This window comes from Paenibacillus sp. FSL H8-0457, assembly GCF_038051935.1.
Classification (GTDB): domain Bacteria; phylum Bacillota; class Bacilli; order Paenibacillales; family Paenibacillaceae; genus Paenibacillus_AQ; species Paenibacillus_AQ lautus_A.
In genome coordinates this window covers 5,645,611-5,665,767 of record NZ_CP150293.1, presented here as the reverse complement: position 1 = coordinate 5,665,767, position 20,157 = coordinate 5,645,611, and the positions used below count along the sequence as shown (strand labels likewise).

Here is a 20,157-nt window from a genome sequence, read left to right as displayed (position 1 = left end):
AGATCAATATATAAGATGCTGCAGCGGATAGGCCTAGCCGTTTCTGCACGGATTTCGCTAGCCGTGCTATGTCCGCGGGTTGGCATTCCGATGAAAACACTAAGCAGCAAACGACGCTCAGCGGTCTGCTGCATTGGGATTCGGACGGCCAAATTTTACGAGCACATGCCACAGCTGTTTGAGATGCTGAAAAGTCTCTTTATAGGTTCCCCAATCGCTCCAATGACTTGGATCATCCTCCAGATGAGCAGCTGCTTTGCCGATGATGGCTGCATCCAGAACGCCTTTCGAGCCTGCGTACCTCTGGTCGATCCGCTTGGCCAGCGGCGGCATGGCGGGTCCCCGGAAGTCATCGGGGACATCCTGTACGGCAAGACGGAACCCCGGATGCCAGGACAGGGCAAGATGATATCGCTCACACAGCGCATGGAGCTGGCGGCCGATCGGGGTATGCTTGTAGGACGGATCGGCAACCAGGGCCTCCGCATCGCTGGACAAGTCGATGGGACCATGGATCTGTGCTTCTATATAATCGTCCAAGGAGCGGCCCACCGGTCCTTCCGGACCGGTATGCGATGAAGGAAGATGAATCAGCCGCTCCAGCATAGCTGGAATATTTACATTCGGCGTACCCAAGGCCGAGCCGGTGGATTCCACTTGCTGCAAGAGCGCTGCGAGAATCGAATCCCACCGACGGATGGTGCCTACAAACTCGGGACCTGTGTGACTGTCACCGAATGTAAAGGTGCTGCGCTTCAATATGCCCGGGGACAGCACCAGAAAACAAGAACCGAAGCGGGGAGACCCCCCGTCAGCATAATTCATGAGATTGAGTGCGCCGTACTTCGGCCGCTCGTCATGGCGAACGCCGGGCTGCTGGTAGGCTCCGCCAAACAGGAGCCGTTCCCATTGGTCGCGGTCGCCGCCCGGGTAGGCCGTACGGCTTCCGTTGGTCACGCTCGTGATGAACTGGTTATGATATACGCCTTCCGTCAGGAGAGATTCGATAACGGAGCGGCCTGTAGGCAGTATCCGATCCGGATGGAAATTCAACGTGACCCGGGCATGCTTTTCGATGAGCTTTAACTGTCGGCGCATCGTCACGGATTCTTTTCCATGTTTTCGTAAAATATGCTCCGTCATGGCCGAGGTGCTCTTCCGTGCGCTCGCCGCTAACAATTCGACATGAAGAATCGCTTGCTGCTGCGCTTCGGTTAACCGTTCGCTCATTGTTGGAACCTCCATACCTTCATACTAAAATACAACGATACGATATTTCTCACTTCTATCCCCGATGCGTAGATTCCTCTATGGATGCGGATTTCGTGTTTCAGGAGTGGTGGACGAAGAGAACATCCGAAATGATTGCCCGAGGGCAAGACGTCATGCTTTAATGTAACTACATAAACGAATCCAAGGTGATGGAGGTTTACCCTATGCAGCCCAATTTCAGCATTCAGGATAAAATCGCAATCGTGACGGGTGCCAGCAAAGGCATCGGTTACGGATTAGCCCAAGCGCTCGCAGCGGCAGGCGCCAAGGTTGCCATCATGGCACGAAGCAAAGCGTCGCTGGATCGATTGGTTGAGGAGATCTCCCGGGCGGGAGGCCAGGCCAAGGCCTATGAGCTGGATGTGCGCAATGTGGAGCAGATCCGATCCGTATTTGGACAGGTAGCCGAGGACTTTGGCCGGCTGGATATCGTGGTCAATAACGCGGGTTTAGGAGAGGGCATGCTCGCTGAAGACATTACGGAAGATTATTGGGACGAGATGATGGACGTTAATTTGAAGGGCGTATTTTTCTGCTGTCAGGCTGCCGGCCGCCTTATGCTGGAGCAAGGCTATGGAAAAATCATCAACGTCAGCTCGCAGGTCAGCGTCGTCGGGATTACCGAAGGCGCTGCCTATTGCGCTTCCAAGGGCGGCGTTAACCAGCTGACGAAGGTGCTGGCGCTGGAGTGGTCCAGCCGGGGCGTCAACATCAATGCGGTGGGTCCCACCTTCATCCATACGCCGGGAACGGCCGAGAGATTGGACTCCCCCGAGTTTCGGGACGGCGTATTGGCGCGGATCCCGGCTGGCCGGATCGGCACCATAGGCGATGTGGCCGGCGCCGTTATCTATTTGGCATCGCCGGCATCCGACCTTGTTACGGGCACCTTGCTGCTTGTGGATGGCGGCTGGACGGCACAATAGGGATGACGGAATAAGCCGGAGTGAGCAGAATCCGGCGGCCCGACAATTCTTTGATCGTTTGCCCTACAGCCAACCAGCGCCGCTTGGCGCTGTCGATTGAAGGCGCCAAGACGATGGAGACGCGTCAACGGCGAATCGATAAGACGATCACGATGCTGAACGAGGGACGTGCGCAGAAAGACGATGAATTCCTTCCGGTAAGCCGCCTTATAATGGTGGGGTCATGCAGTAATCGAGAAGTGCACAGCATGATAACCGCCGTTGCCTGCTTAATCAGCGGGCTTTTTGAAGAAAAAATCAAAGAACCCGGTTCTGCCTTGGCAATACCGGGTTCTTTTTATGGCGGTTATTTTAACGGAACCTGCTTGGACAATGCTTCGAATTGCTGCAGATGCGGAGCAATCTTGGCTTGAATGCTCTTGAAATATCGGAGCGCGGCGTCGTTCTGACGCTGCTCGGCCGCCGAATTGGCCGGGAAGATCGAGTAACGATGGTTGACGGAACCATTCTTGTATTGAGCGCTGAACATCGTTCCGCTCGCCCAGTTTTTCTTCATGTTTTGATTGGTGCCCATAATCACGAGCATTTCCTTGCCCTTTTTGTAGGTAAAGCTGTAATCGGGATCGGCCACGGCATGAATGACATCGTATCCGCTTTGGAAGACGCCTGCCTTGAATATCCCTTTCTGGATCTGGTTCCATCGGACGGACCCGTCCGGCAATGTCACCTTATGGGTCAGGATGCCTTCGCCATCCATTTTGTCATGGTTCCAGCGTCCGCTGTACACCACCTTATGCGCTTCGCCGTCCAATTGGTATTCGTTAATGTATTTACCGCTCCCGGCACGCTTCCCGTCCATGAAATCGCCGGAATATTGTTTGCCGTTGCCCCACTTGATGGTGCCGCGTCCGTTAGGCTGGCCGTCAGCCGCTTCGCCGTAATAGGACGTCCGTTCGGAAATTTGTATCCATTCCTTGGCGGAGGCCGCGTCGGCAGATGCCGGCTGCAGGGCCAGAGAAGAGACTGTAAGCGAAGCGGTGAGCGTTAAGGTTACTGATAATGCCGTTCGTTTTTTCATGAACATGTAGGCTCCTTTGTTGATATGGTACTATTATACACTTCTCTGGAAACTTCTTCATTCCCCAATATGTCCTATATAATGAAGTGAAGGAGGATGCTGGGCTATCGTCCTGAAGCTTCCTTGCTTGTATTATCGGTAATTGTTGAATGCGCCGCCTAATGGAAGGGGATATGATTAAACGGGGGCGGATAGGGTGAAGTTTAGGATGGAAACGATAACGGGAGGGAACAGATATGACACACGAAGATAACGCACCCGGCTGGGACGCGATTGACGATGCCCTGCTGAAGCTATATGGAGAGCAGGAGCCGAAGCATTACGGAGCGTTGATTCCGTATGCGCTTGGAGGACCCGATCCGCTGAATGGAATCAGCGCTTATGTCTCGGATACGCCAATGTCGCATTGGCATATGGTTACCTATGGTTTTAGCGAGCTGTATGATAAAGAATCGGATCATCTGGAGGAGAGCGGTTACGGCTTCGAATTGACGTTCAGGCTGACTAAGCCGGAGGATGAGGAAGAGCCGCCGGCGTGGGCGCTAAATCTGCTTCAGAATATGGGGAGATACGTGTTTAACAGCGGGAATATTTTTCGCTCGGGCGATTATTTGGATGCCAATGGACCGATCTGCCTGGGTGCCGATACGCAGCTGACCGCGCTCGCCTTTATCGAGGATCCCGAGCTGCCGGCCATGGATACGCCGAATGGGCGGGTCGAATTCCTGCAGATGATCGGCATTACCCGGGAAGAGCTTGAGGCGATGCAGACCTGGAATACGCTTGGCGTGCTGCAAGCCTGTGCAGAACATATGCCGCTTTACATAACGGATTTGAATCGGGATTCGTTTCTTAAGATACCTTCGATCTCGGAAACCGTGGATAGAGGAATGAAGGAGGAAGGCTCGAACACCGGATTTCTCTACGTGAGCCAGCTGGCTTTTGAACCGGGAAAAAAAGGCTGGTTAAGCAAAACCCCGGCTGCGCTCCAAATCGGCGCCAAACAGGCGGGCATCATCGGCAAGCTGCTGCAGGGGAGAATTCTGAAGGAGAAGAGCTTGAGCCTTGTAGGTCCGGAGGTTCGGGTCGTATTTGAGCCGGGGAACGAGAGCCGCTGGACCGCGGAGGATGGAGACGTTACGTTGATCCTGGACGATCGGACGGCGGGTGAATTCTCAAGCCGTTTGGTTCCGCAGGTCAGCACCTTCGAGCTTTCCGGTTTACCTGGAATCCGAATTGAAATCGTGAAGACGGAAATCAAGGATCAGGAAGGAAACGTTGTTCAAGTTATCGGGTAGCAGGTGAAAATATGAATGACGCAGCTAGAAACAATTTCCTCTTCATATAAAATAGTTTACAATTAGTGTGATGTCTATATACTTATACTTTAAAGCAGTACATAAACATCATGTCAAAGCAAATGGACTGACAAAGGGAGGATAACATTGAACGCAACTATTAAAGTAGGGATCGTAGGTTATGGAAACTTGGGCAAGGGCGTGCAGAAAGCCATCGGGCAAAATCCGGATTTGGAGCTGGTAGCCATCTTCACGCGCAGAGACCCGCAGCAAATGCCGGCCAATTCCGGTGCGCGTTTCGAGCATATTTCAGTGGCAGAGCAATATATCGGGAAGATTGACGTGATGATTCTGTGCGGCGGTTCGGCTACCGATTTGCCGGAGCAAACGCCACAGCTTGCCAGCATGTTCAATACGGTAGACAGCTTTGACACGCACGCAAAAATTCCTGAGTTTTTCCAGGAGGTCAACAAAGCGGCGATGGGCGGCGGCCATATCAGCGTCATCTCGACAGGCTGGGATCCGGGCTTGTTCTCCATGAACCGTCTGCTTGCCGAAGCGATTTTGCCGGAAGGTAAAGATTATACGTTCTGGGGCAAAGGCGTAAGCCAAGGCCACTCCGATGCGATCCGTCGCGTACCCGGAGTGAAAGCAGGCGTTCAATACACGGTTCCTGTAGAAGAGGTTATTAACCAGATCCGTTCCGGCGAGACACCGGAGCTTGCCACTCGCGAGAAGCACCGGAGAGATTGTTTCGTCGTTGCGGAAGAAGGCGCGGACCAAGAGCAAATCCGTCAGACGATTGTGTCGATGCCGAACTATTTCTCCGATTACGATACAACCGTTACCTTCATTACGCAAGAAGAGCTTGAGGCTGAGCATGCCGGGATGCCTCACGGCGGATTTGTCATCCGCAGCGGGGTTACCGGAAACGGAAGCAAGCAAATTGTTGAATTTGGCCTGAAGCTGGACAGCAACCCTGAATTTACGGCAAGCGTGCTCGTGTCTTATGCAAGAGCTGCGCATCGCTTGAGCAGAGAGGGACAGCAGGGCGCCAAGACGGTGTTTGACATTCCGCTCGGGTACTTGTCGCCAAAATCGGCCGAACAGCTCCGCAGCGAGCTCCTATAAGCTGCAAAAAGCCCTGCCGCATATGCGGCAGGGCTTTTTTTTGTGTATTTTATACGATTCCTTGCGCGATCATGGCATCGGCCACTTTGATAAAGCCTGCGATGTTGGCACCGGCCACAAGATTGCCGGCTACGCCATACTCTTCGGCAGCATCTACCGCACTGTTGTAAATGTTCTTCATGATTTGATGGAGCTTCGCATCCACCTCTTCAAACGTCCATGACATTCTCATGCTGTTTTGGCTCATCTCGAGAGCCGATACGGCAACTCCGCCTGCATTGGCGGCTTTAGCCGGCCCAAACAATACGCCCTTGCTGATGAACAGCTCGATCGCCTCCAACGTGGAAGGCATGTTCGCTCCTTCCCCGATGGCCTTCACTCCATTCGAGATGAGGGTTTTCGCAGCGTCGGCGTCGAGCTCATTCTGCGTGGCGCAAGGGAGTGCGATATCGCATGGAAGCGTCCAGATTCCCGTGCAGCCTTCGGTGTATACGGCATGCGGATGAATTTTCACATATTCGCTGATCCGAAGACGATCCCGCTCCTTGAGCAGCTTGACGGTTTCAAGGTTAATTCCTTCCGGATCATACAGATATCCGTTAGAGTCGCTGCAAGCGATGACGTGCGCACCGAGCTGCTGTGCCTTTTCGATGGCGTAGATGGAGACGTTGCCCGAACCGGACACCACGACGCGGCTGTCCTGGAAGCTAAGGCCCTTCGCAGCCAGCATCTCCTGTACGAAGTAGACGCAGCCGTAACCGGTTGCTTCCGTACGTGCCAGGCTTCCGCCATAAATGACGCCTTTGCCTGTCAGCACGCCGGCCTCATGCCCTCCGCGGATGCGTTTGTATTGACCGAACATATAACCGATCTCGCGAGCGCCCACGCCGATATCGCCGGCAGGCACATCGGAATCAGGTCCGATATGACGGTACAGCTCGGTCATGAAGCTCTGGGTAAACCGCATGACTTCCTGATCGGATTTGCCTTTCGGATCGAAGTCCGAACCGCCCTTGCCGCCGCCGATGGGCTGGCCGGTGAGCGAGTTTTTAAAGATTTGCTCAAACCCGAGGAATTTGACGATGCCGGCATAAACCGACGGATGGAACCGGATGCCGCCTTTGTACGGACCAAGTGCGCTGTTAAACTGAACGCGGAATCCGCGGTTGACTTGCGTTTTGCCTTGATCATCCACCCAAGGTACGCGGAAGGTGACCATGCGCTCCGGCTCGACAAGGCGCTCCAGAATGCCGTGTTCCCGATATTTCGGGTGCTGGGCTAACACAGGGACGAGGGAATCCACAAATTCCCGGACGGCTTGGTGAAACTCGGACTCATGCGGATCGCGGGCTACAACTTGGTTATAGATGGATTCCACATATTCTTGCGCGGCAGTAAGGGGTGAAGTTACAGAAATATTCGTAGTCACTTTTGCGATGCACTCCTTCAAATCGTTAAAGTAGAATTGCGAGAAAAATCATTGGTGTTGCAGGAAAGGGACGTCCGTCTTAAACCATTTGTACAAAACCATTAAAAGTTTGCACTCAGCATTTTTAAGTTAAAAAGAATTTTATAGAATCTTGCCTCGTATTACCAATAAAATGTTTTTTGCAAACTCATTAAATATTTCTATGAACCTGTCATTAGGTGTAAGTTAATCAGCCATTATCCCGTGTTTTATGTAGCGAAAATGCAAAAAATCATCCGATTTTGTCATGGAAAAATACAAATAAAAGGAACTTTGACATCAACTTTTCCGGCCATTTATTCGTCTGAGGTTATGGAAGAGTTGGAATCTTATTACAGGAGCTGAAGGCATGAAAAAGATATGGGCAGTGCTGTTCATGACAGCCATTTGTACCTTGACCGCATGCGCCGATTCGGAGAATAGGAAGGTCGAACCCCCGCCCGTTTCGAGCTTGGAGCCGGCCCCTGACGTAAAGGAGGACCAACCCTTGGTGATCCGGAATGTGGCTGCCTTACAGGAAGGGACCTTTGCATTTTCCGACGAAACGGGGCATAGGCTGCTCGTTAATCCGGATGCCGCGATTCAGGATGAAGAAGCCTCGCTGATTGCCATCGGCCAGGGCGGCGAGCCGCTTCCGGTCCAATATGCGGGTGAGCAGCAAGCGACGGAAGAAGATAACGGCAGGCAAACTTCGCAGAATTTCAGCCATCAGGCCGGGCAGCTGTACGAGGTGACGGAGGGGACGGCCGCCCCGAATGCAACGTACTTCATCATTCCAAAGCACCATGTTCCGAAAGAGGCGCTGTTGACCATCCAGCCGGCCAAGCCGGAGCAGGCCGATGGACAAGTACTGCAGGAGATCAAGGACAGCAAGGGGAGAGCGGTAGAGCAGGCATGGCCGCTTATTCAGCTTCCGGAGGGAGAGTCCCTCTATCTGGTGCAGTTCGTCAGAGAAGGTGACGATATGCTGGCCAGCTTGGCGCTGAAACGCGAGAGCGGCTGGCTGTATTACGATTATCCGGCGAAGTACGATCCGAGCTCGACGTGGAGAGTGGATGACCAAGGAGAGGTGCGGCCGGACATGTTCTCGTTTCTGTTTTCGGCTGAATCGGAGCTTGGTCTTGTGTTGGGCGTGCAGTGGATGGGCGCGGAAGGCGAGAATGTTTCGCTTCTGTCCGTATCGGACGATGCGATTACGGATCTCGGGCTGGAATATGGAAGATATATGTCCCCCTGATCCTTCGATGGAGCCGAGTTATTACGAAAAAAGATCGAAGCCCGCCTTTAGCGATGGTTTCGATCTTTTTTTATCTAACGATAAGTTCGGCTTTACTTCGAAATATCAATAAATCCTTCCCCGAACACGTCACGTACGTCGTGGATGGTAACAAAGGCGTTTTTATCCTCGGCACGGACGATTTTTTTGAGCATGGACACTTCCTGTTTGCTGATGACGATGTAGAGCACGTCTTTGGTCTGACCGGTGTAATATCCGTACCCCCGGAGCACGGTCACCCCACGGTCCATAATCTCCGTAACCCGAATGGCAATGCGGTCATGATGTGTCGAGATGATGGTAACGGCTTTTTTGGGATTCAAGCCCTCAATGATGAATTCCATTGCCTTGGTGCCGATGTAGAGGATGACCACGGTGAACATCACCTTCTCGATTCCGATCACGAAGACGGACAGTCCGGCCACGATCAGGTCAAAGAACAGCAGGGCATAACTGATATTCCAATCCCAATATTTATTGGCCAGACGAGCCAGTATCACCGTGCCTGCCGTCGTTCCGCCCACACGGACGATGAGTCCGATCCCGACGCCGGCGAACAGTCCGGCGAAAATGGCGTTGATCACCGGCTCATCCGACGCGATGCGCCAGTTCTCCGTCAAGTGTAGGAACAGGGAATGAAAGGCAACGGCGATGATGGTGTAAACCGTCGTTTTTTTATCCAGCAGCTTGTAGCCGATCATCAGCAATATCCCGTTAATCACAATGCCGACCAGCGCCGGCGACCATTTCAGCACATAAAACAGGATGATCGATATCCCGGTTACGCCGCCTTCGCCAAAATCGTTCGGAATGACGAATAAATTGACCGCCAGCGCAAAAATAAATGCCCCGATGAGCAGCATGATCATATCAAACGCTCTTTTTTTCATACGATATACCTCCATGACTTTCAACAAGCTCACAAAAAAAGCGATTAAAGGAAAAACTCATCCTTTAATCGCTTTATGCAAACATAGGTTGCGCAGCTCTTTTGATATACTCATTATAATAATCTTCACATGGAATGTAAATGATTTTTAATTTTCATAAGCTTGCAGGTCGGCGCTAATGCCCTGCATTCCAGCCCCCCTATCCAGGAGGGGCTTTTTTATGATGTTTGAAATCGAGCGGAGAACGGGAATAGGAGCGCAACATTTCAAAATGGGGGCTGTGATAAAACTGAAAGGGAGAGAAGAAGAGGAGATGATGAGAACATGAAAACATGGAATGGAACAACGGCTTTGGTTACGGGCTCCAGCCGGGGCATCGGACGTGCCATCGCGAACCGATTGGCGAAGGAAGGAGCTATGGTCGCCGTTCACTACGGCAAGAATAGGGAGGCTGCGGAAGAGGTCGTCCGCGAGATTGCGCAGGCCGGAGGGGAGGCTTTTGCGGTTGGGGCGGACCTCCGCTCCTTGGAGGGGGTAAATGCCCTGTTCGAGTTGCTGGATGAGGCGTTGAACGACCGGACGGGCAGCACGCAAATGGACATCCTGGTTAACAACGCAGGGATCGGCTTGGTGGAGACCATCGAGGAAACCACGGAGCAGAGCTTTGACGAAGTGATGCATATTAACGTGAAAGCGCCGTTCTTCCTGATTCAGCAAGCTCTTCCCCGCCTTCGGGACAATGGGCGCATCATCAATTTATCGTCTGCGGTCACCCGGATTTCCCTGCCCAATATTCCGGCGTACACGATGACGAAGGGGGCCATTAATGCGCTGACGCTCTCCTTGACGAGCCAGCTGGCATCCCGCGGAATCACGATCAATGCGATACTGCCCGGATTCGTAGCTACCGACATGAATGCCGGAATGCTGCAGGATCCTGACTCGTATCGGGTCGGGGCCGGCTATTCGATGTTCGGAAGGTGGGGGGAGCCGGCGGATATTGCGGATATCGCGGCGTTTCTGGCTTCTCCGGACAGCCGCTGGATCACCGGTCAATGCATCGATGCCAGCGGAGGAACCCATCTGTGACCGCCGCCGTTGCCGCAAATCCATGAACATAGAAAGACCTGATTCCCGCGGCATGATTTCTTTTTCCAGTATTTCCTTTATAATGTTTGAAGAAGTTGCGAGGAAGGAAGTATTGGGACGGAGGCCGGTGAAGATGTGGAATATCGATTTTGAGCATGCGTACGACATACGCGCGGGCGCCACCGAAGAACAAATTGCCCGTTTTGTTATGGAGTGGAATGCAGGGCTTTCCGTGCAGGAGATGCATGAAATCAAGGGGAGGCAAGTGAATCCTTTTCACAAAAGCTCCCCCTTTTACGATCAATATGTTCCGCTGGATCCTGCAGGCTGGAAGCTGCCTCGGCGAAACTTTCCCGCAAGCTATTTGGATTTATTGAAGTATTCCAACGGCGGGGAATTTCAACAGGGAGCACGTCTTTTCCAGTTCTTTAACACGAATGACATGAGGGAGATGAACCTGGCCTACGAGCTGCCGGAGTATATGCCTGGTGCGGTGTCATTTGCGATGGATGGAAGCGGAAACCATTATATGTTCGATATGAGGGAAGCGCCGACAAACGGCGAATATGCGATTTTGTTCGCCCATTCCGGCAACCTGGGGTATGAAGACTGCGAGCGTGTTGCGGATTCTTTGCCTGCGCTATGCACGGAGACTTGGGAGCTGTATTGAGCGTATCATGAGAGCTGGCAGGGGATCGTATAGCCTTGGAGCAAGAGCCCACGCGTGACGCGTGGGCTCTTGCATTTAGCGTTCGGCCGACGACGTATCGGATCTCGTGCGGACGAGGGAGCAAAAGGCAAAAGCCTAGACAGTACAACGCCCCGTGCCTAAATGCAAATCTAAAACGGAAGAATTGGCGGAATGGCTCTCCAAGAGGAAATGATGCATAGCAGAGCGCATCCCCGGGAGGAGAGTCAGGAGCCCATTTGCCTGCGATTCTGTTATAATGCTCGTTAGATAGATTACTACCCCCTTATTTTCAAACAAAAGGTGAACTTTCAATGCTTTCATTTACTAGACTAACCAAATGCAAACCCCCGATCCCGTAATTCCTTTGCCGGCAAACTAGAGATTTTCTGAAACGATAAGGGGGAGTTTGGCTGTGCAAAGAAAAATCTCAAAACCGTCACTGCTGTTGTTTATTGTTCTTGTGGGTTTCCCGCAAATAAGCGAAACGATATATACGCCTTCATTACCGGATATCGCCCATCATTTAGGGGCGAGCAATAATGCGATCCAGCTTACGCTCAGCATTTACTTTCTGGGCTTTGCCTTTGGCGTGTATTGCTGGGGGAGGCTGTCCGATTCCATCGGACGGCGCCCCGCCATGCTGTGGGGCATCCTGGTTTATGGGTTGGGCAGCCTGGGCTGCTATCTGTCCGGGTCTGTCGAATGGTTATTGGTCAGCCGGTTCATACAGGCTTTTGGTGCCAGCACGGGCTCTGTCGTCACGCAAACGATTTTGCGCGAGACCGTAGACGGAGCCAAACGCCATGCGGTGTTTGCCCAGATTTCGGCGGCGCTGGCGTTTACTCCTGCGATAGGGCCGCTGATTGGCGGATGGGTAGATCAATCGCTCGGCTTCCGAGCGGTTTTCTTCACGCTGGTAATATTGAGCGCAGCCGTATTGACCTACACCTGGATTTCCCTGCCCGAGACCAGAGTACAGGCCGCCTCGAGGATTAACACGTTCTCGGTGGTCAAGCGTCTGCTCTTCGATCGCAGAGTATGGGGATTCGGTTTTCTTATTGGAGCGACCAACGGCATTTTGTTCAGTTATTATGCGGAGGCGCCCTTTATTTTTATTGAATTTTTTCAGATGAGACCTGCTGCGTTCGGCTTCTTCGGAATCTTTGTGGCGATGTCCTCGATTTTCGGCGCGCTGCTGTCGAAAAGGCTGCTGACCCGGCTCAAGGCAGAGCGCATTATCTTGCTCGGCACGTTCATTACGTCGGTGGGGGCCCTTTGCTTCACGGGCTTTGCCCTTAGCGGGATCAAAGCCACCGTGACGGATTTGGTGTTGATGGTATCCTGTATTTTTATTATTCTGCTCGGCATCGGAATGGCCATTCCCAACTGCCTCAGCCTGGCGCTGATCCATTACGGAGACGTGCTCGGGACGGCAGGGGCCATCTTCGGATTGGGTTATTACGTTGTCGTCAGCCTGATAACGAGCGGGATGAGCTTTCTTCACGACGGTTCGTTAGTCGCCATGCCTTTGTATTTTCTTGGGCTGGCCGCGGTCATGGTCTTCGTGAGCGGGATGCTCGCCCGTCAAGCACGAAGCAGCTCAATAGAAAAGCATTAAACTAAACAAGTCGCAGAGTGCCGGCGGTTATGCCGGTACCCTGCGACTGTTTGACGTTGTCCGATCGGGAAGTTTTAGTTCATTGCGCTGCCTCGTCGGCAGATGGACCGTAGATGCCCGGCACCGGAATATCGAGAAGCCGCAGATATACCCCTAGCTGAGCCCGATGATGAACCATGTGGCTGAAGCCGAAGGTGCGGAGCGCAATCGCCCGCGGCGCGCGGAGGATGATATGGTCGCCGTGGCGCAGCGTCCATTCGTCGCCGAGCGTTTTCTCGTCGCATTCGGCGAGCAGCTGCTCCAACTTGCCCACGTTCGCGTCGAATTCCTCCAGAACGTCTGCTCGTTTTTCCAAAGCCTCCCGTCGCAGCGGCACACTCGAAAGATCGAACTCCGGATACTGAAAAATCGCGATTTGCCAGTTGAGCAGGTTAATCAGGTGCGTGGCCAACCCGCCGAGCGTCATCGATTTCTCGTGCGGCTTCCACGACATATGCTCTTCGGGCAAGCGTTCCAGAACGCGGCGCGTATGAGCCAGCTCCTGCGCTGCATCGCCGATGATCAGTTGTTTTACCATAATAATCCTCTCCCCTCATATGGCTTAGCATACTATATTTTCCGGTTGGGAGGGAAGCTCTCTTTGGCTTATGATCTAGTAGAGTTTTTAGAATTGCATTGAAGCTGTCCTCTTCGTCGACACGAAGAAGGACGGCTTCTTCTCTTCCGTTGAAGTGGAAGATTTGCCCATATTTTGGTACTATGTTAACTAGATTTAAGGCGGAGTGGAGGCTCCCAGATCAGTTCAAAGAATGGAGGCGAACGAAATGAGCGAGCCGTGGGCTGCATCGATGAGCGGTGCTCCCTGGAGCACGGACAAAATGCATAGTGCCGTTAAACAGCTGAGAAACCGTGCAACCATCGGTTTTGTTGTCGGGGCAGACGATGCGGAAGATCTGCTGAAGCTGGACGAGCAGGTGTTTTCCAAGCGTCCGGACTTGATACTGCATATTTATCATGCAGAAGCGAACGGAAGATATACCGATGAATTTCTGAAGACGCTCGGGGGATTGAAGTTTGTTGCTGCTTTGCATCTGGATCTGAAACAGCGGCAGGATTTAACTAGGCTGGGTGCGATGGATCGAATGGAGTTTCTTAAGTTACGCTCGCCCAAAACGCAAAGCCTCGATTTTATCCGCAACTACAAGTTTCTAAAATACCTGGAGCTCAGCGGTAAATTCGATGATCTAGCGCCGATTACCGACTGCATTCGCCTGGATACGCTGGTCCTGAACTGCTCCATCGATCAACTGGATTTTGTCGTGGATTTGCCCTTAATGAAGTATCTGGCCTTAGACGGCTGTACATTGAACGGTTCGCTTAACGTGTTGGCCGATTCGAATGTAAGCATGCTGAGGTTGTCCTCCGTCCGCAACCTGGTGAATATTGATGACCTGGCGGCATTGGATCATCTGGCCTTTCTGCACTTGTCGCTGCCGAAAGTCGAGCGCTTGTGCGATTTCTCGCATATGCGTAATCTTCGGCAGCTTGAACTGGATTACATGAAATCCTTGCAGGAGATCGGGAATCTGTGGACTGCGGACCGGTTGGAGGTTCTAATGCTGAAGGAGATTTCTACAAGGATCAAGGCGGAAGCCTTGGGCGGCTTAACAACAATGGAGTGCCTGCGTCAGCTCGACTTCCGGTTTATCGATTCCGGCAAGGGCCGAATTGCTGCTCTCCGCAAGCGGATGGCGGAAGCGGGCAAAGAGTCTCTGCTCTACGAGAATATCCCTGAGGAGAACCGGATACGCTCGATGGCTCTTGAGCATCTGTCAGGAATTTTAATGTAGGAAAGAATGCAGAAGATCAACATAATTAATGAAAAGCCCGCTACCATAGCGGGCTTTTCCCGATTTCAACCTAGTGATTCCGTCCCGGTCGCCACCGGGTTCTCCTCATAACTGATCCAATCGCTCCAGCTTGCGATCATGGCAGAAAGTGCCTACACAACAGGCCATGCGAGTTACGTAGGGGCATTGGTCCCAGAGCCGTCTTGGACCCAAACAGCCACATTGCTACGAGTGGTCTCCCTTTTGTAACCTTGCCAGAATACACCGCAAAGAGAGAGGACCTTCATGCAGCGTCAGTCACATTAGCTATCCAAACAAGATTATGTCGGGGAATACACCGTATAAGCTATACCTGACCCGACAGACGTATCGCGACCAACAGCATCAACCTCTTGATATACACAGCATCACATCCACAATGTACACATCTGCCCATGTACCTCTGGGCACTCTTCAGTTCCTCGCCAGCAAGCACCTCAGAAGACCATAAATAAGGATAAAAGCGAGATCAGCACTGCCATGGGTGTGACACGGGTACACAGTATCACGCCACATCTAGCAGTGTATGTAGGTGAGCGCAGGAATCTATGCCTCAAGGTTAGTTTCATTGGGACATGCTGTCCACTTGAACCCACTGTACCGGTAATTGCTTCGGTAATTCGATCTTCCACTTTGTCTAAGAAGTTTGGCGCTATACGATCCGTGCACGCATTACCATCATAAAGCAGTTTATTTTAAATTTAATGTTTATCATTAAATAATTATTGTTTTTCGTAAATGAATCATGTAGTATATATTGTAAGTTCACATGAAAAGGAGATTGCGCATGAACGGAATTGAATTCAAAGCCAAACCTGGCTTCAAAAGAATGCACACTGCGCTTAAGATCGGATACTGGGGAGGAATCGGGCTGTTCATTGCAATCGTCTGTTTCAATCTATGGATCGGATTAAAGCCCCAGGAGCTGTTCTCTGCAGAGAAGGGAATCGCGCACTGGTTCTTTTCAGTACCGTTATCGGATACGGTGACGAAGAGCGTCATGGTGCCTTTCACTTATTTTCAACCGATCAATTCCGACATGTTCGATGCCAAGAACGCTTATCTGGTCGTCAGCTTGACCCAGGCCATGCTTGTACTCTTAGCTTACATCTACTCGATTTGCCAGATTCGCTATATAATAGGTAGCATACTTAGCGGAAGCAGCCCGTTTAGCCTGGCGAATGCCACCCGTCTGAGAAGGCTGGGAATCGTCGTTATCCTGTATTCTTTGCTGGCGAAGCTCGTTCTCAACATTCTGATCTGCCTGTTCGTTACTCGTATCTTCTCAATCAATCTGGGCGGTATCTCTTTAATCGGAATTATCATCGGCATATTAGTGCTGTTCGTCTCCGAGATTTTCAAATACGGCGCTCTTCTGCAGGAAGAGCATGATTCGACTTTATGAGAATGGAGACTGATGATAGTGCCGATTATTATACGTCTGGACCGAGTTCTGGCCGACAAAAAAATGAAATTGAATGACCTGGCCGACAAGGTAGGGATCTCGAACGTCAATCTGTCCAATCTGAAAACGGGGAAAGTGAAGGCGATCCGGTTCTCTACTTTGGAAGCGATCTGCGAAATTCTAGACTGTCAGCCGGGAGACATTCTGGAATTTGTTCCGGCCGATAGCGACAGCTGTGAAATTGATTGAAGGTGCCTATTATTTTTGGCAAGCTCTCATGGGACTTTTTGTTGATCGAAAGTTGATTACTTTTGTCTGTTGTTGGCTCAGTGGGAGCCTTCGGGCTCCCTTTCTGCTATGTAAAGCATGTCAAGGCGACTACTTCATGGGAGGTATGCTCAAACAAAGTACACATGGATCAACCCTTCTTGTTGACTCCACGTTGACTCGGAATATCTCAGAGCATTGTGTACCGAGGGTACACCACCCTAGCCCCAACAAAAAGAACCCGCGCAGAGCGCGGGTTCTTGCAGGTTATTCTTCTCCGGTCGCCACCGGGTTCTCCTCATAACTGATCCAATCGCTCCAGCTGCCCGCGTACAGCTTTACGTTGCCGTACCCGGCTTCCTCCAGGGCTAGCACGTTCGGACAAGCGGTGACGCCGGAGCCGCAGTATACAATGATCTCGGCATCTTGCGGGATGTCCGAGAAATGCTCGCGGATCGATTCCGCATCCTTCCAATGTCCGGAATCATCTAGGACGCCTTTCCAGAAATAGTTCACAGCACCCGGAATATGCCCGGCTTTGGTGTCCATAGGCTCCTCCAATCCGGCATATCTGCGCGGCTCGCGGGAATCGATGAGCGTTTTGCTTCCCTGCTGCGAAGCCTTGCGTACTTCATCGACGCGGACCAGTTTATCCGGCTTAAGGTTGATGCCATATGTAACCGGAATGACGACCGGCTGTTCGTCCGTTACCGGATACGAAGCGTTCTTCCAAGCCGTAAACCCTTCATCCAATACATAAGCCTGCTCGTGGCCGGTATATTTCAGCAGCCACCATAGTCGGCTGGCCATGGCTCCGCCCTGGTCGTCGTAGATCACGACGCGGCTGCTGCTTTGAATGCCGGACTGGCCAAGACGTTGTGCAAGGTGATCCAGGTCGGGCAGGGGATGGCGACCGCCATGCTCGGTAATGGGGGAGGAGAGGTCCTTCTCCAGGTCGAGGTAAACCGCCCGCGGAATATGCGATTCCTCGTATAAGGCTCGGCCGCTTTCCGGCTTGCCGAGGGCAAAACGGCAGTCAACGATGACCAGATCCGGTTCATAGAGTCTAGCCAGCAGCCATTTCATTGTCACGATATTGTTCATATGAGGACACCGCCTTCTATTAAGAAATGATGAGATTAAGTATCCGAATTATATCATATTGCTGCTTGCGAATACGTATATAACTAAAAAGTCGACCTGTCTCATAGAATGATGAGATCAGGCCGACGATATGAGAATGAATGATGGCAAGAATCAGGACAAACCGCTTATTTCTTGATGGCTTGAAGCAGCATGGACGTGTAGGCCTCGGCACCTTCCGGCTCCAGATGGACGCCGTCGGACCGGAAGTATTCCGGATGATCCTTACTGGCTGAATACCAATCTACCAGCGTAACTTTCGGGTTCCGTTCGGCTGCTTTGGCGAGCATGCCGTTAACGTTCTGTTCCCAATCGCGCGGAACGCGCGTATTGATAAGCAGAATCTGTTTGGCCGAATCCAGAGGGCCCAGAAGGGAATCGAGATCCTTTTGCGAGAAGGCCCCGTTGGTTCCGAGCCCGATGATGACAATGCCGCCGTCAATCCGATTTTGGGATTTCAGGGCCGGAATCAGCTCATCGGCCTGACGCATTTGGCGGCCAATCACCGCATCGACGTGAATGCCGGGCAGCGATTTTTCGAGATAAGGGGAGACCCCGAGCATAACCGAATCCCCGATGGCCGTGATGGCGGACTTGGTTACCGGTGGCTGCTCCGGCTTCGTCGTCGGCTTGGCAGGATCGTTCTTGCCGCCGGGAGTTCCGCTTGCCGGGTCCTTGGATGGATCCGGCTTATCGACCTGATCCCCATTCGGCTCGCCAGTCTTATCGTCATCCGGTTGATCCGGAATCGATTTCCCGGAGTCAGCCTTATCCATAGGATCGCTTTCTCCGCCGGTTTGCTTGTCTTGGACGTCTTGGTTGTTCTCTGCCGCTTGGTCCGGCACTTCGTTCTCATCAGCACCGGCGTCGTTATTTCCAGAGTCCGTCGCTCCATCCGAAAGCGGAGCCTTAGCCCCCTCATCCCTGGAATTCGGCTCCTTCACCGTATCCGGTTGTTTCGATGGCTCTACGGCTGGAGGCGCTGCGTTGTCTCCGTTCGTGTCGACCGGTTGCGGCGGTTCGGCCGTAGCAGACTCGGTGCTTGGAGTCTGAGCCGCTTCCTCCGGAGCAGGGTCATCGATGTTCAGCATGGCAGCGATATCGCCCACCGTTCTTGCAGAGGACACGCTGCTCATCATCCCCGAACAGAATATGCCGATCAGCATAAGAGAGCTCAGGGACACGATCCAGCCTCTTAACGAAATCGAAGCCGGGCGGCGGCGAAGCGAGCGGGCTTTAAGCCATAATTTTTTAAGCCCGCCATGCCGTATCGGTTCTTCGACATACTTCCAGGATAGCGCGGCCAGCAGAACGCTTGCGGTGATTTGCAGCGCAGTCTGAAGCAAACTGAGATCGCTAGCGCCGGAATCAGGCGAGGTCAGGATCATGACCGGGTAATGCCATAAGTAGATGCCATAGGAACGAACGCCGATCCACAGCAGCGGCTTCCAGCTTAACAAGCGGCTGATGGAAGCCGCAGGATGGGCCAGCACCGCTACGAGCACGGCAGCGGCCAAGGAAAAGAGGAACATGCCTCCTTGATACAGGAATGCGTCGTAACGGTCCACCTGCCACATCATGTATAGAATGATTAGCAGTGCCCCGGCACCCGTCATGTTGAGTCTATAGCGGATGCCTCTTGAAGCGCGGGAGGACAGTTTCCAGCTGGGCCATACGATGGCCAGCCCCGCTCCGATCAGCAGGCCGAACGCCCGGGTATCCGTACCGTAGTAGACCCGGCTTGGATCGTCGCCCGGCTGATAGATCACGGCCATGAGCAGCGCGGAAATCGCGGCACCGGCGGCAATGAACCCAAAGAGCTGCCCTCGGCGGGGAAACAGCTTGAGCGCCGCCAGCATGATAACCGGCCACAGCAGGTAGAACTGTTCTTCCACCGCTAGCGACCAGAAATGCCCCAGCGGAGAAGGCGGGCCAAATGATTCAAAATAGGATTGCTGCTGAAAAATAAACTGCCAGTTGCTTATGTACGTAACCGCTCCGAGCACTTCGCTTCGAAGCGTAGCCAATCTTGACCGGTCGAACAGCGTTACCCATACCACAAGGATGAACAGCATGAGCAGCATCGCCGGCAGGAGACGCCGGAATCTCCGTATCCAAAAATCTTTGAGATCAATCCGTCTATGATGATGCCATTGCGAAGCCAAAATATCCGTAATGAGGTAACCGGACAATACGAAGAATAAACTTACCCCCAGAAACCCGCCGCCTGCAAAGCCAAAATTCCAGTGGTAGCCCATCACTCCGATCAATGCGAGGGCCCGCAGTCCGTCAAGACCAGGCATGTAACGTGAATGGGGTTTATCGGATATCGGCACGGAAGATCACTCCTCTCGAGGGATCTGCGCTCATGCCGCCCTGTAACAGCCGCTGCGATAATATGTAGGACATATTCTCAAACGTCTGGGTGCTGGATAGTCGATGTGTCATTTGGAACATGGTAAACCTTCCCTTTCCTTTATAGGAGGATATTTCATATGCAGGAGACGTTATCGAATCCTGTAATATCCTGCAACAAGATGTCATAGCTAATACTACCATCCTTGGAAAAACAGAAGGTGACAAAAAAATGAACCTACGGCTACATTGTGATGTCAATAATAAGACAGATTTTTCATTTGAAATGACAAGCCGTTATGCTTGACATATCCATTATTCGGCAATGGGCTGTTAGCCGTATCGCAGGAGGCCATAAGAA

General features: G+C 52.4%; 19 protein-coding genes. 11 read left to right on the top strand and 8 right to left on the bottom strand.

Features of this window, described 5'->3' with window-relative positions; translation table 11 throughout:
- Window positions 1-117: 117 nt before the first annotated feature.
- On the bottom strand, window positions 118-1,230 hold the full coding sequence (locus MHI43_RS25270) for a DUF3626 domain-containing protein (RefSeq protein WP_036659866.1): 1,113 nt from the start codon (window positions 1,228-1,230) through the stop codon (window positions 118-120).
- A 206-nt stretch (window positions 1,231-1,436) separates the two neighbouring features.
- Between MHI43_RS25270 and MHI43_RS25265 the strand changes: the two genes are divergently transcribed.
- Window positions 1,437-2,198 carry an SDR family oxidoreductase gene (locus tag MHI43_RS25265; RefSeq protein ID WP_036659864.1) on the top strand — a complete coding sequence of 254 codons (762 nt, stop codon included), beginning with the start codon at window positions 1,437-1,439 and terminating at the stop codon, window positions 2,196-2,198.
- Window positions 2,199-2,218: 20 nt separating this feature from the next.
- Window positions 2,219-2,611, top strand: coding sequence for a YdeI/OmpD-associated family protein (locus MHI43_RS25260; protein WP_155989819.1), 393 nt, complete (start codon window positions 2,219-2,221; stop codon window positions 2,609-2,611).
- Here the strand turns inward: MHI43_RS25260 and MHI43_RS25255 are convergent.
- Window positions 2,545-3,276 carry a hypothetical protein gene (locus MHI43_RS25255; protein ID WP_235201617.1) on the bottom strand — a complete coding sequence of 244 codons (732 nt, stop codon included), beginning with the start codon at window positions 3,274-3,276 and terminating at the stop codon, window positions 2,545-2,547. The two genes, MHI43_RS25260 and MHI43_RS25255, sit on opposite strands and share 67 nt — an antisense overlap.
- A 236-nt stretch (window positions 3,277-3,512) precedes the next feature.
- Here MHI43_RS25255 and MHI43_RS25250 point away from each other — a divergent pair, with 236 nt between their 5' ends.
- Together MHI43_RS25250 and MHI43_RS25245 are read left to right on the top strand one after the other, a co-directional pair.
- Window positions 3,513-4,574, top strand: coding sequence for a suppressor of fused domain protein (locus MHI43_RS25250; protein ID WP_036659861.1), 1,062 nt, complete (start codon window positions 3,513-3,515; stop codon window positions 4,572-4,574).
- A 147-nt stretch (window positions 4,575-4,721) separates the two neighbouring features.
- On the top strand, window positions 4,722-5,705 hold the full coding sequence (locus MHI43_RS25245) for a diaminopimelate dehydrogenase (protein ID WP_015737036.1): 984 nt from the start codon (window positions 4,722-4,724) through the stop codon (window positions 5,703-5,705).
- Window positions 5,706-5,754: 49 nt separating this feature from the next.
- Here MHI43_RS25245 and gdhA read toward each other — a convergent pair whose 3' ends face one another.
- On the bottom strand, window positions 5,755-7,134 hold the full coding sequence (gene gdhA, locus MHI43_RS25240) for an NADP-specific glutamate dehydrogenase (protein ID WP_036659860.1): 1,380 nt from the start codon (window positions 7,132-7,134) through the stop codon (window positions 5,755-5,757).
- A 388-nt stretch (window positions 7,135-7,522) separates the two neighbouring features.
- Here gdhA and MHI43_RS25235 point away from each other — a divergent pair, with 388 nt between their 5' ends.
- Complete coding sequence (locus MHI43_RS25235) at window positions 7,523-8,410, top strand: hypothetical protein (RefSeq protein ID WP_036659859.1); 888 nt, start codon at window positions 7,523-7,525, stop codon at window positions 8,408-8,410.
- Between the two features lie 92 nt (window positions 8,411-8,502).
- Here the strand turns inward: MHI43_RS25235 and MHI43_RS25230 are convergent, their stop codons facing one another.
- Window positions 8,503-9,339 carry a YitT family protein gene (locus MHI43_RS25230; RefSeq protein ID WP_009595825.1) on the bottom strand — a complete coding sequence of 279 codons (837 nt, stop codon included), beginning with the start codon at window positions 9,337-9,339 and terminating at the stop codon, window positions 8,503-8,505.
- Window positions 9,340-9,663: 324 nt separating this feature from the next.
- Here MHI43_RS25230 and MHI43_RS25225 point away from each other — a divergent pair, with 324 nt between their 5' ends.
- The 3 genes from MHI43_RS25225 to MHI43_RS25215 all read left to right on the top strand — a co-directional run bounded on the left by MHI43_RS25225 (window position 9,664) and on the right by MHI43_RS25215 (window position 12,737).
- Complete coding sequence (locus MHI43_RS25225) at window positions 9,664-10,428, top strand: SDR family oxidoreductase (protein WP_036659858.1); 765 nt, start codon at window positions 9,664-9,666, stop codon at window positions 10,426-10,428.
- Between the two features lie 133 nt (window positions 10,429-10,561).
- Window positions 10,562-11,098, top strand: a complete 537-nt coding sequence (locus MHI43_RS25220; RefSeq protein WP_036659856.1) for an SMI1/KNR4 family protein — start codon at window positions 10,562-10,564, stop codon at window positions 11,096-11,098.
- Window positions 11,099-11,531: 433 nt separating this feature from the next.
- A complete protein-coding gene (locus MHI43_RS25215) occupies window positions 11,532-12,737 on the top strand; it encodes a multidrug effflux MFS transporter (RefSeq protein ID WP_036659854.1) in 1,206 nt (401 codons plus the stop codon).
- Window positions 12,738-12,816: 79 nt separating this feature from the next.
- Here the strand turns inward: MHI43_RS25215 and MHI43_RS25210 are convergent, their stop codons facing one another.
- On the bottom strand, window positions 12,817-13,314 hold the full coding sequence (locus MHI43_RS25210; RefSeq protein ID WP_036659852.1) for a DinB family protein: 498 nt from the start codon (window positions 13,312-13,314) through the stop codon (window positions 12,817-12,819).
- Window positions 13,315-13,561: 247 nt separating this feature from the next.
- On the opposite strand from MHI43_RS25210, the gene MHI43_RS25205 reads away from it, so the two are divergent.
- The 3 genes from MHI43_RS25205 (at window position 13,562) to MHI43_RS25195 (ending at window position 16,280) form a co-directional block, all read left to right on the top strand.
- Window positions 13,562-14,587, top strand: coding sequence for a hypothetical protein (locus MHI43_RS25205; RefSeq protein ID WP_036659850.1), 1,026 nt, complete (start codon window positions 13,562-13,564; stop codon window positions 14,585-14,587).
- 826 nt (window positions 14,588-15,413) lie between these two features.
- Complete coding sequence (locus MHI43_RS25200; protein ID WP_036659847.1) at window positions 15,414-16,031, top strand: DUF2975 domain-containing protein; 618 nt, start codon at window positions 15,414-15,416, stop codon at window positions 16,029-16,031.
- Window positions 16,032-16,049: 18 nt separating this feature from the next.
- Window positions 16,050-16,280: a helix-turn-helix transcriptional regulator gene (locus tag MHI43_RS25195; protein ID WP_009595835.1), complete on the top strand. Its 231-nt coding sequence runs from the start codon at window positions 16,050-16,052 to the stop codon at window positions 16,278-16,280.
- A 285-nt stretch (window positions 16,281-16,565) separates the two neighbouring features.
- Here the strand turns inward: MHI43_RS25195 and MHI43_RS25190 are convergent, their stop codons facing one another.
- The 3 genes from MHI43_RS25190 to MHI43_RS25180 all read right to left on the bottom strand — a co-directional run bounded on the left by MHI43_RS25190 (window position 16,566) and on the right by MHI43_RS25180 (window position 19,889).
- On the bottom strand, window positions 16,566-17,402 hold the full coding sequence (locus MHI43_RS25190) for a rhodanese-like domain-containing protein (RefSeq protein WP_015737025.1): 837 nt from the start codon (window positions 17,400-17,402) through the stop codon (window positions 16,566-16,568).
- 167 nt (window positions 17,403-17,569) lie between these two features.
- On the bottom strand, window positions 17,570-19,777 hold the full coding sequence (locus MHI43_RS25185; protein WP_036659845.1) for an acyltransferase family protein: 2,208 nt from the start codon (window positions 19,775-19,777) through the stop codon (window positions 17,570-17,572).
- Window positions 19,761-19,889 (bottom strand): hypothetical protein, encoded by a 129-nt coding sequence (locus tag MHI43_RS25180; protein ID WP_302847874.1) that lies wholly within the window; start codon window positions 19,887-19,889, stop codon window positions 19,761-19,763. Before MHI43_RS25180 ends, MHI43_RS25185 begins: the two co-directional genes overlap by 17 nt.
- Between the last annotated feature and the right edge of the window lie 268 nt (window positions 19,890-20,157).

Bases quoted from the DNA above. Each gene is read 5' to 3' on its own strand.
- MHI43_RS25225 (WP_036659858.1), top strand. From the start codon at position 9,664: ATGAAAACATGGAATGGAACAACGGCTTTGGTTACGGGCTCCAGCCGG.
- MHI43_RS25220 (WP_036659856.1), top strand. From the start codon at position 10,562: ATGTGGAATATCGATTTTGAGCATGCGTACGACATACGCGCGGGCGCC.
- MHI43_RS25265 (WP_036659864.1), top strand. From the start codon at position 1,437: ATGCAGCCCAATTTCAGCATTCAGGATAAAATCGCAATCGTGACGGGT.
- MHI43_RS25270 (WP_036659866.1), bottom strand. From the start codon at position 1,230: ATGAGCGAACGGTTAACCGAAGCGCAGCAGCAAGCGATTCTTCATGTC.
- MHI43_RS25180 (WP_302847874.1), bottom strand. From the start codon at position 19,889: ATGACACATCGACTATCCAGCACCCAGACGTTTGAGAATATGTCCTAC.
- MHI43_RS25250 (WP_036659861.1), top strand. From the start codon at position 3,513: ATGACACACGAAGATAACGCACCCGGCTGGGACGCGATTGACGATGCC.
- MHI43_RS25235 (WP_036659859.1), top strand. From the start codon at position 7,523: ATGAAAAAGATATGGGCAGTGCTGTTCATGACAGCCATTTGTACCTTG.
- MHI43_RS25210 (WP_036659852.1), bottom strand. From the start codon at position 13,314: ATGGTAAAACAACTGATCATCGGCGATGCAGCGCAGGAGCTGGCTCAT.
- MHI43_RS25255 (WP_235201617.1), bottom strand. From the start codon at position 3,276: ATGAAAAAACGAACGGCATTATCAGTAACCTTAACGCTCACCGCTTCG.
- MHI43_RS25200 (WP_036659847.1), top strand. From the start codon at position 15,414: ATGAACGGAATTGAATTCAAAGCCAAACCTGGCTTCAAAAGAATGCAC.
- MHI43_RS25205 (WP_036659850.1), top strand. From the start codon at position 13,562: ATGAGCGAGCCGTGGGCTGCATCGATGAGCGGTGCTCCCTGGAGCACG.
- MHI43_RS25190 (WP_015737025.1), bottom strand. From the start codon at position 17,402: ATGAACAATATCGTGACAATGAAATGGCTGCTGGCTAGACTCTATGAA.
- MHI43_RS25230 (WP_009595825.1), bottom strand. From the start codon at position 9,339: ATGAAAAAAAGAGCGTTTGATATGATCATGCTGCTCATCGGGGCATTT.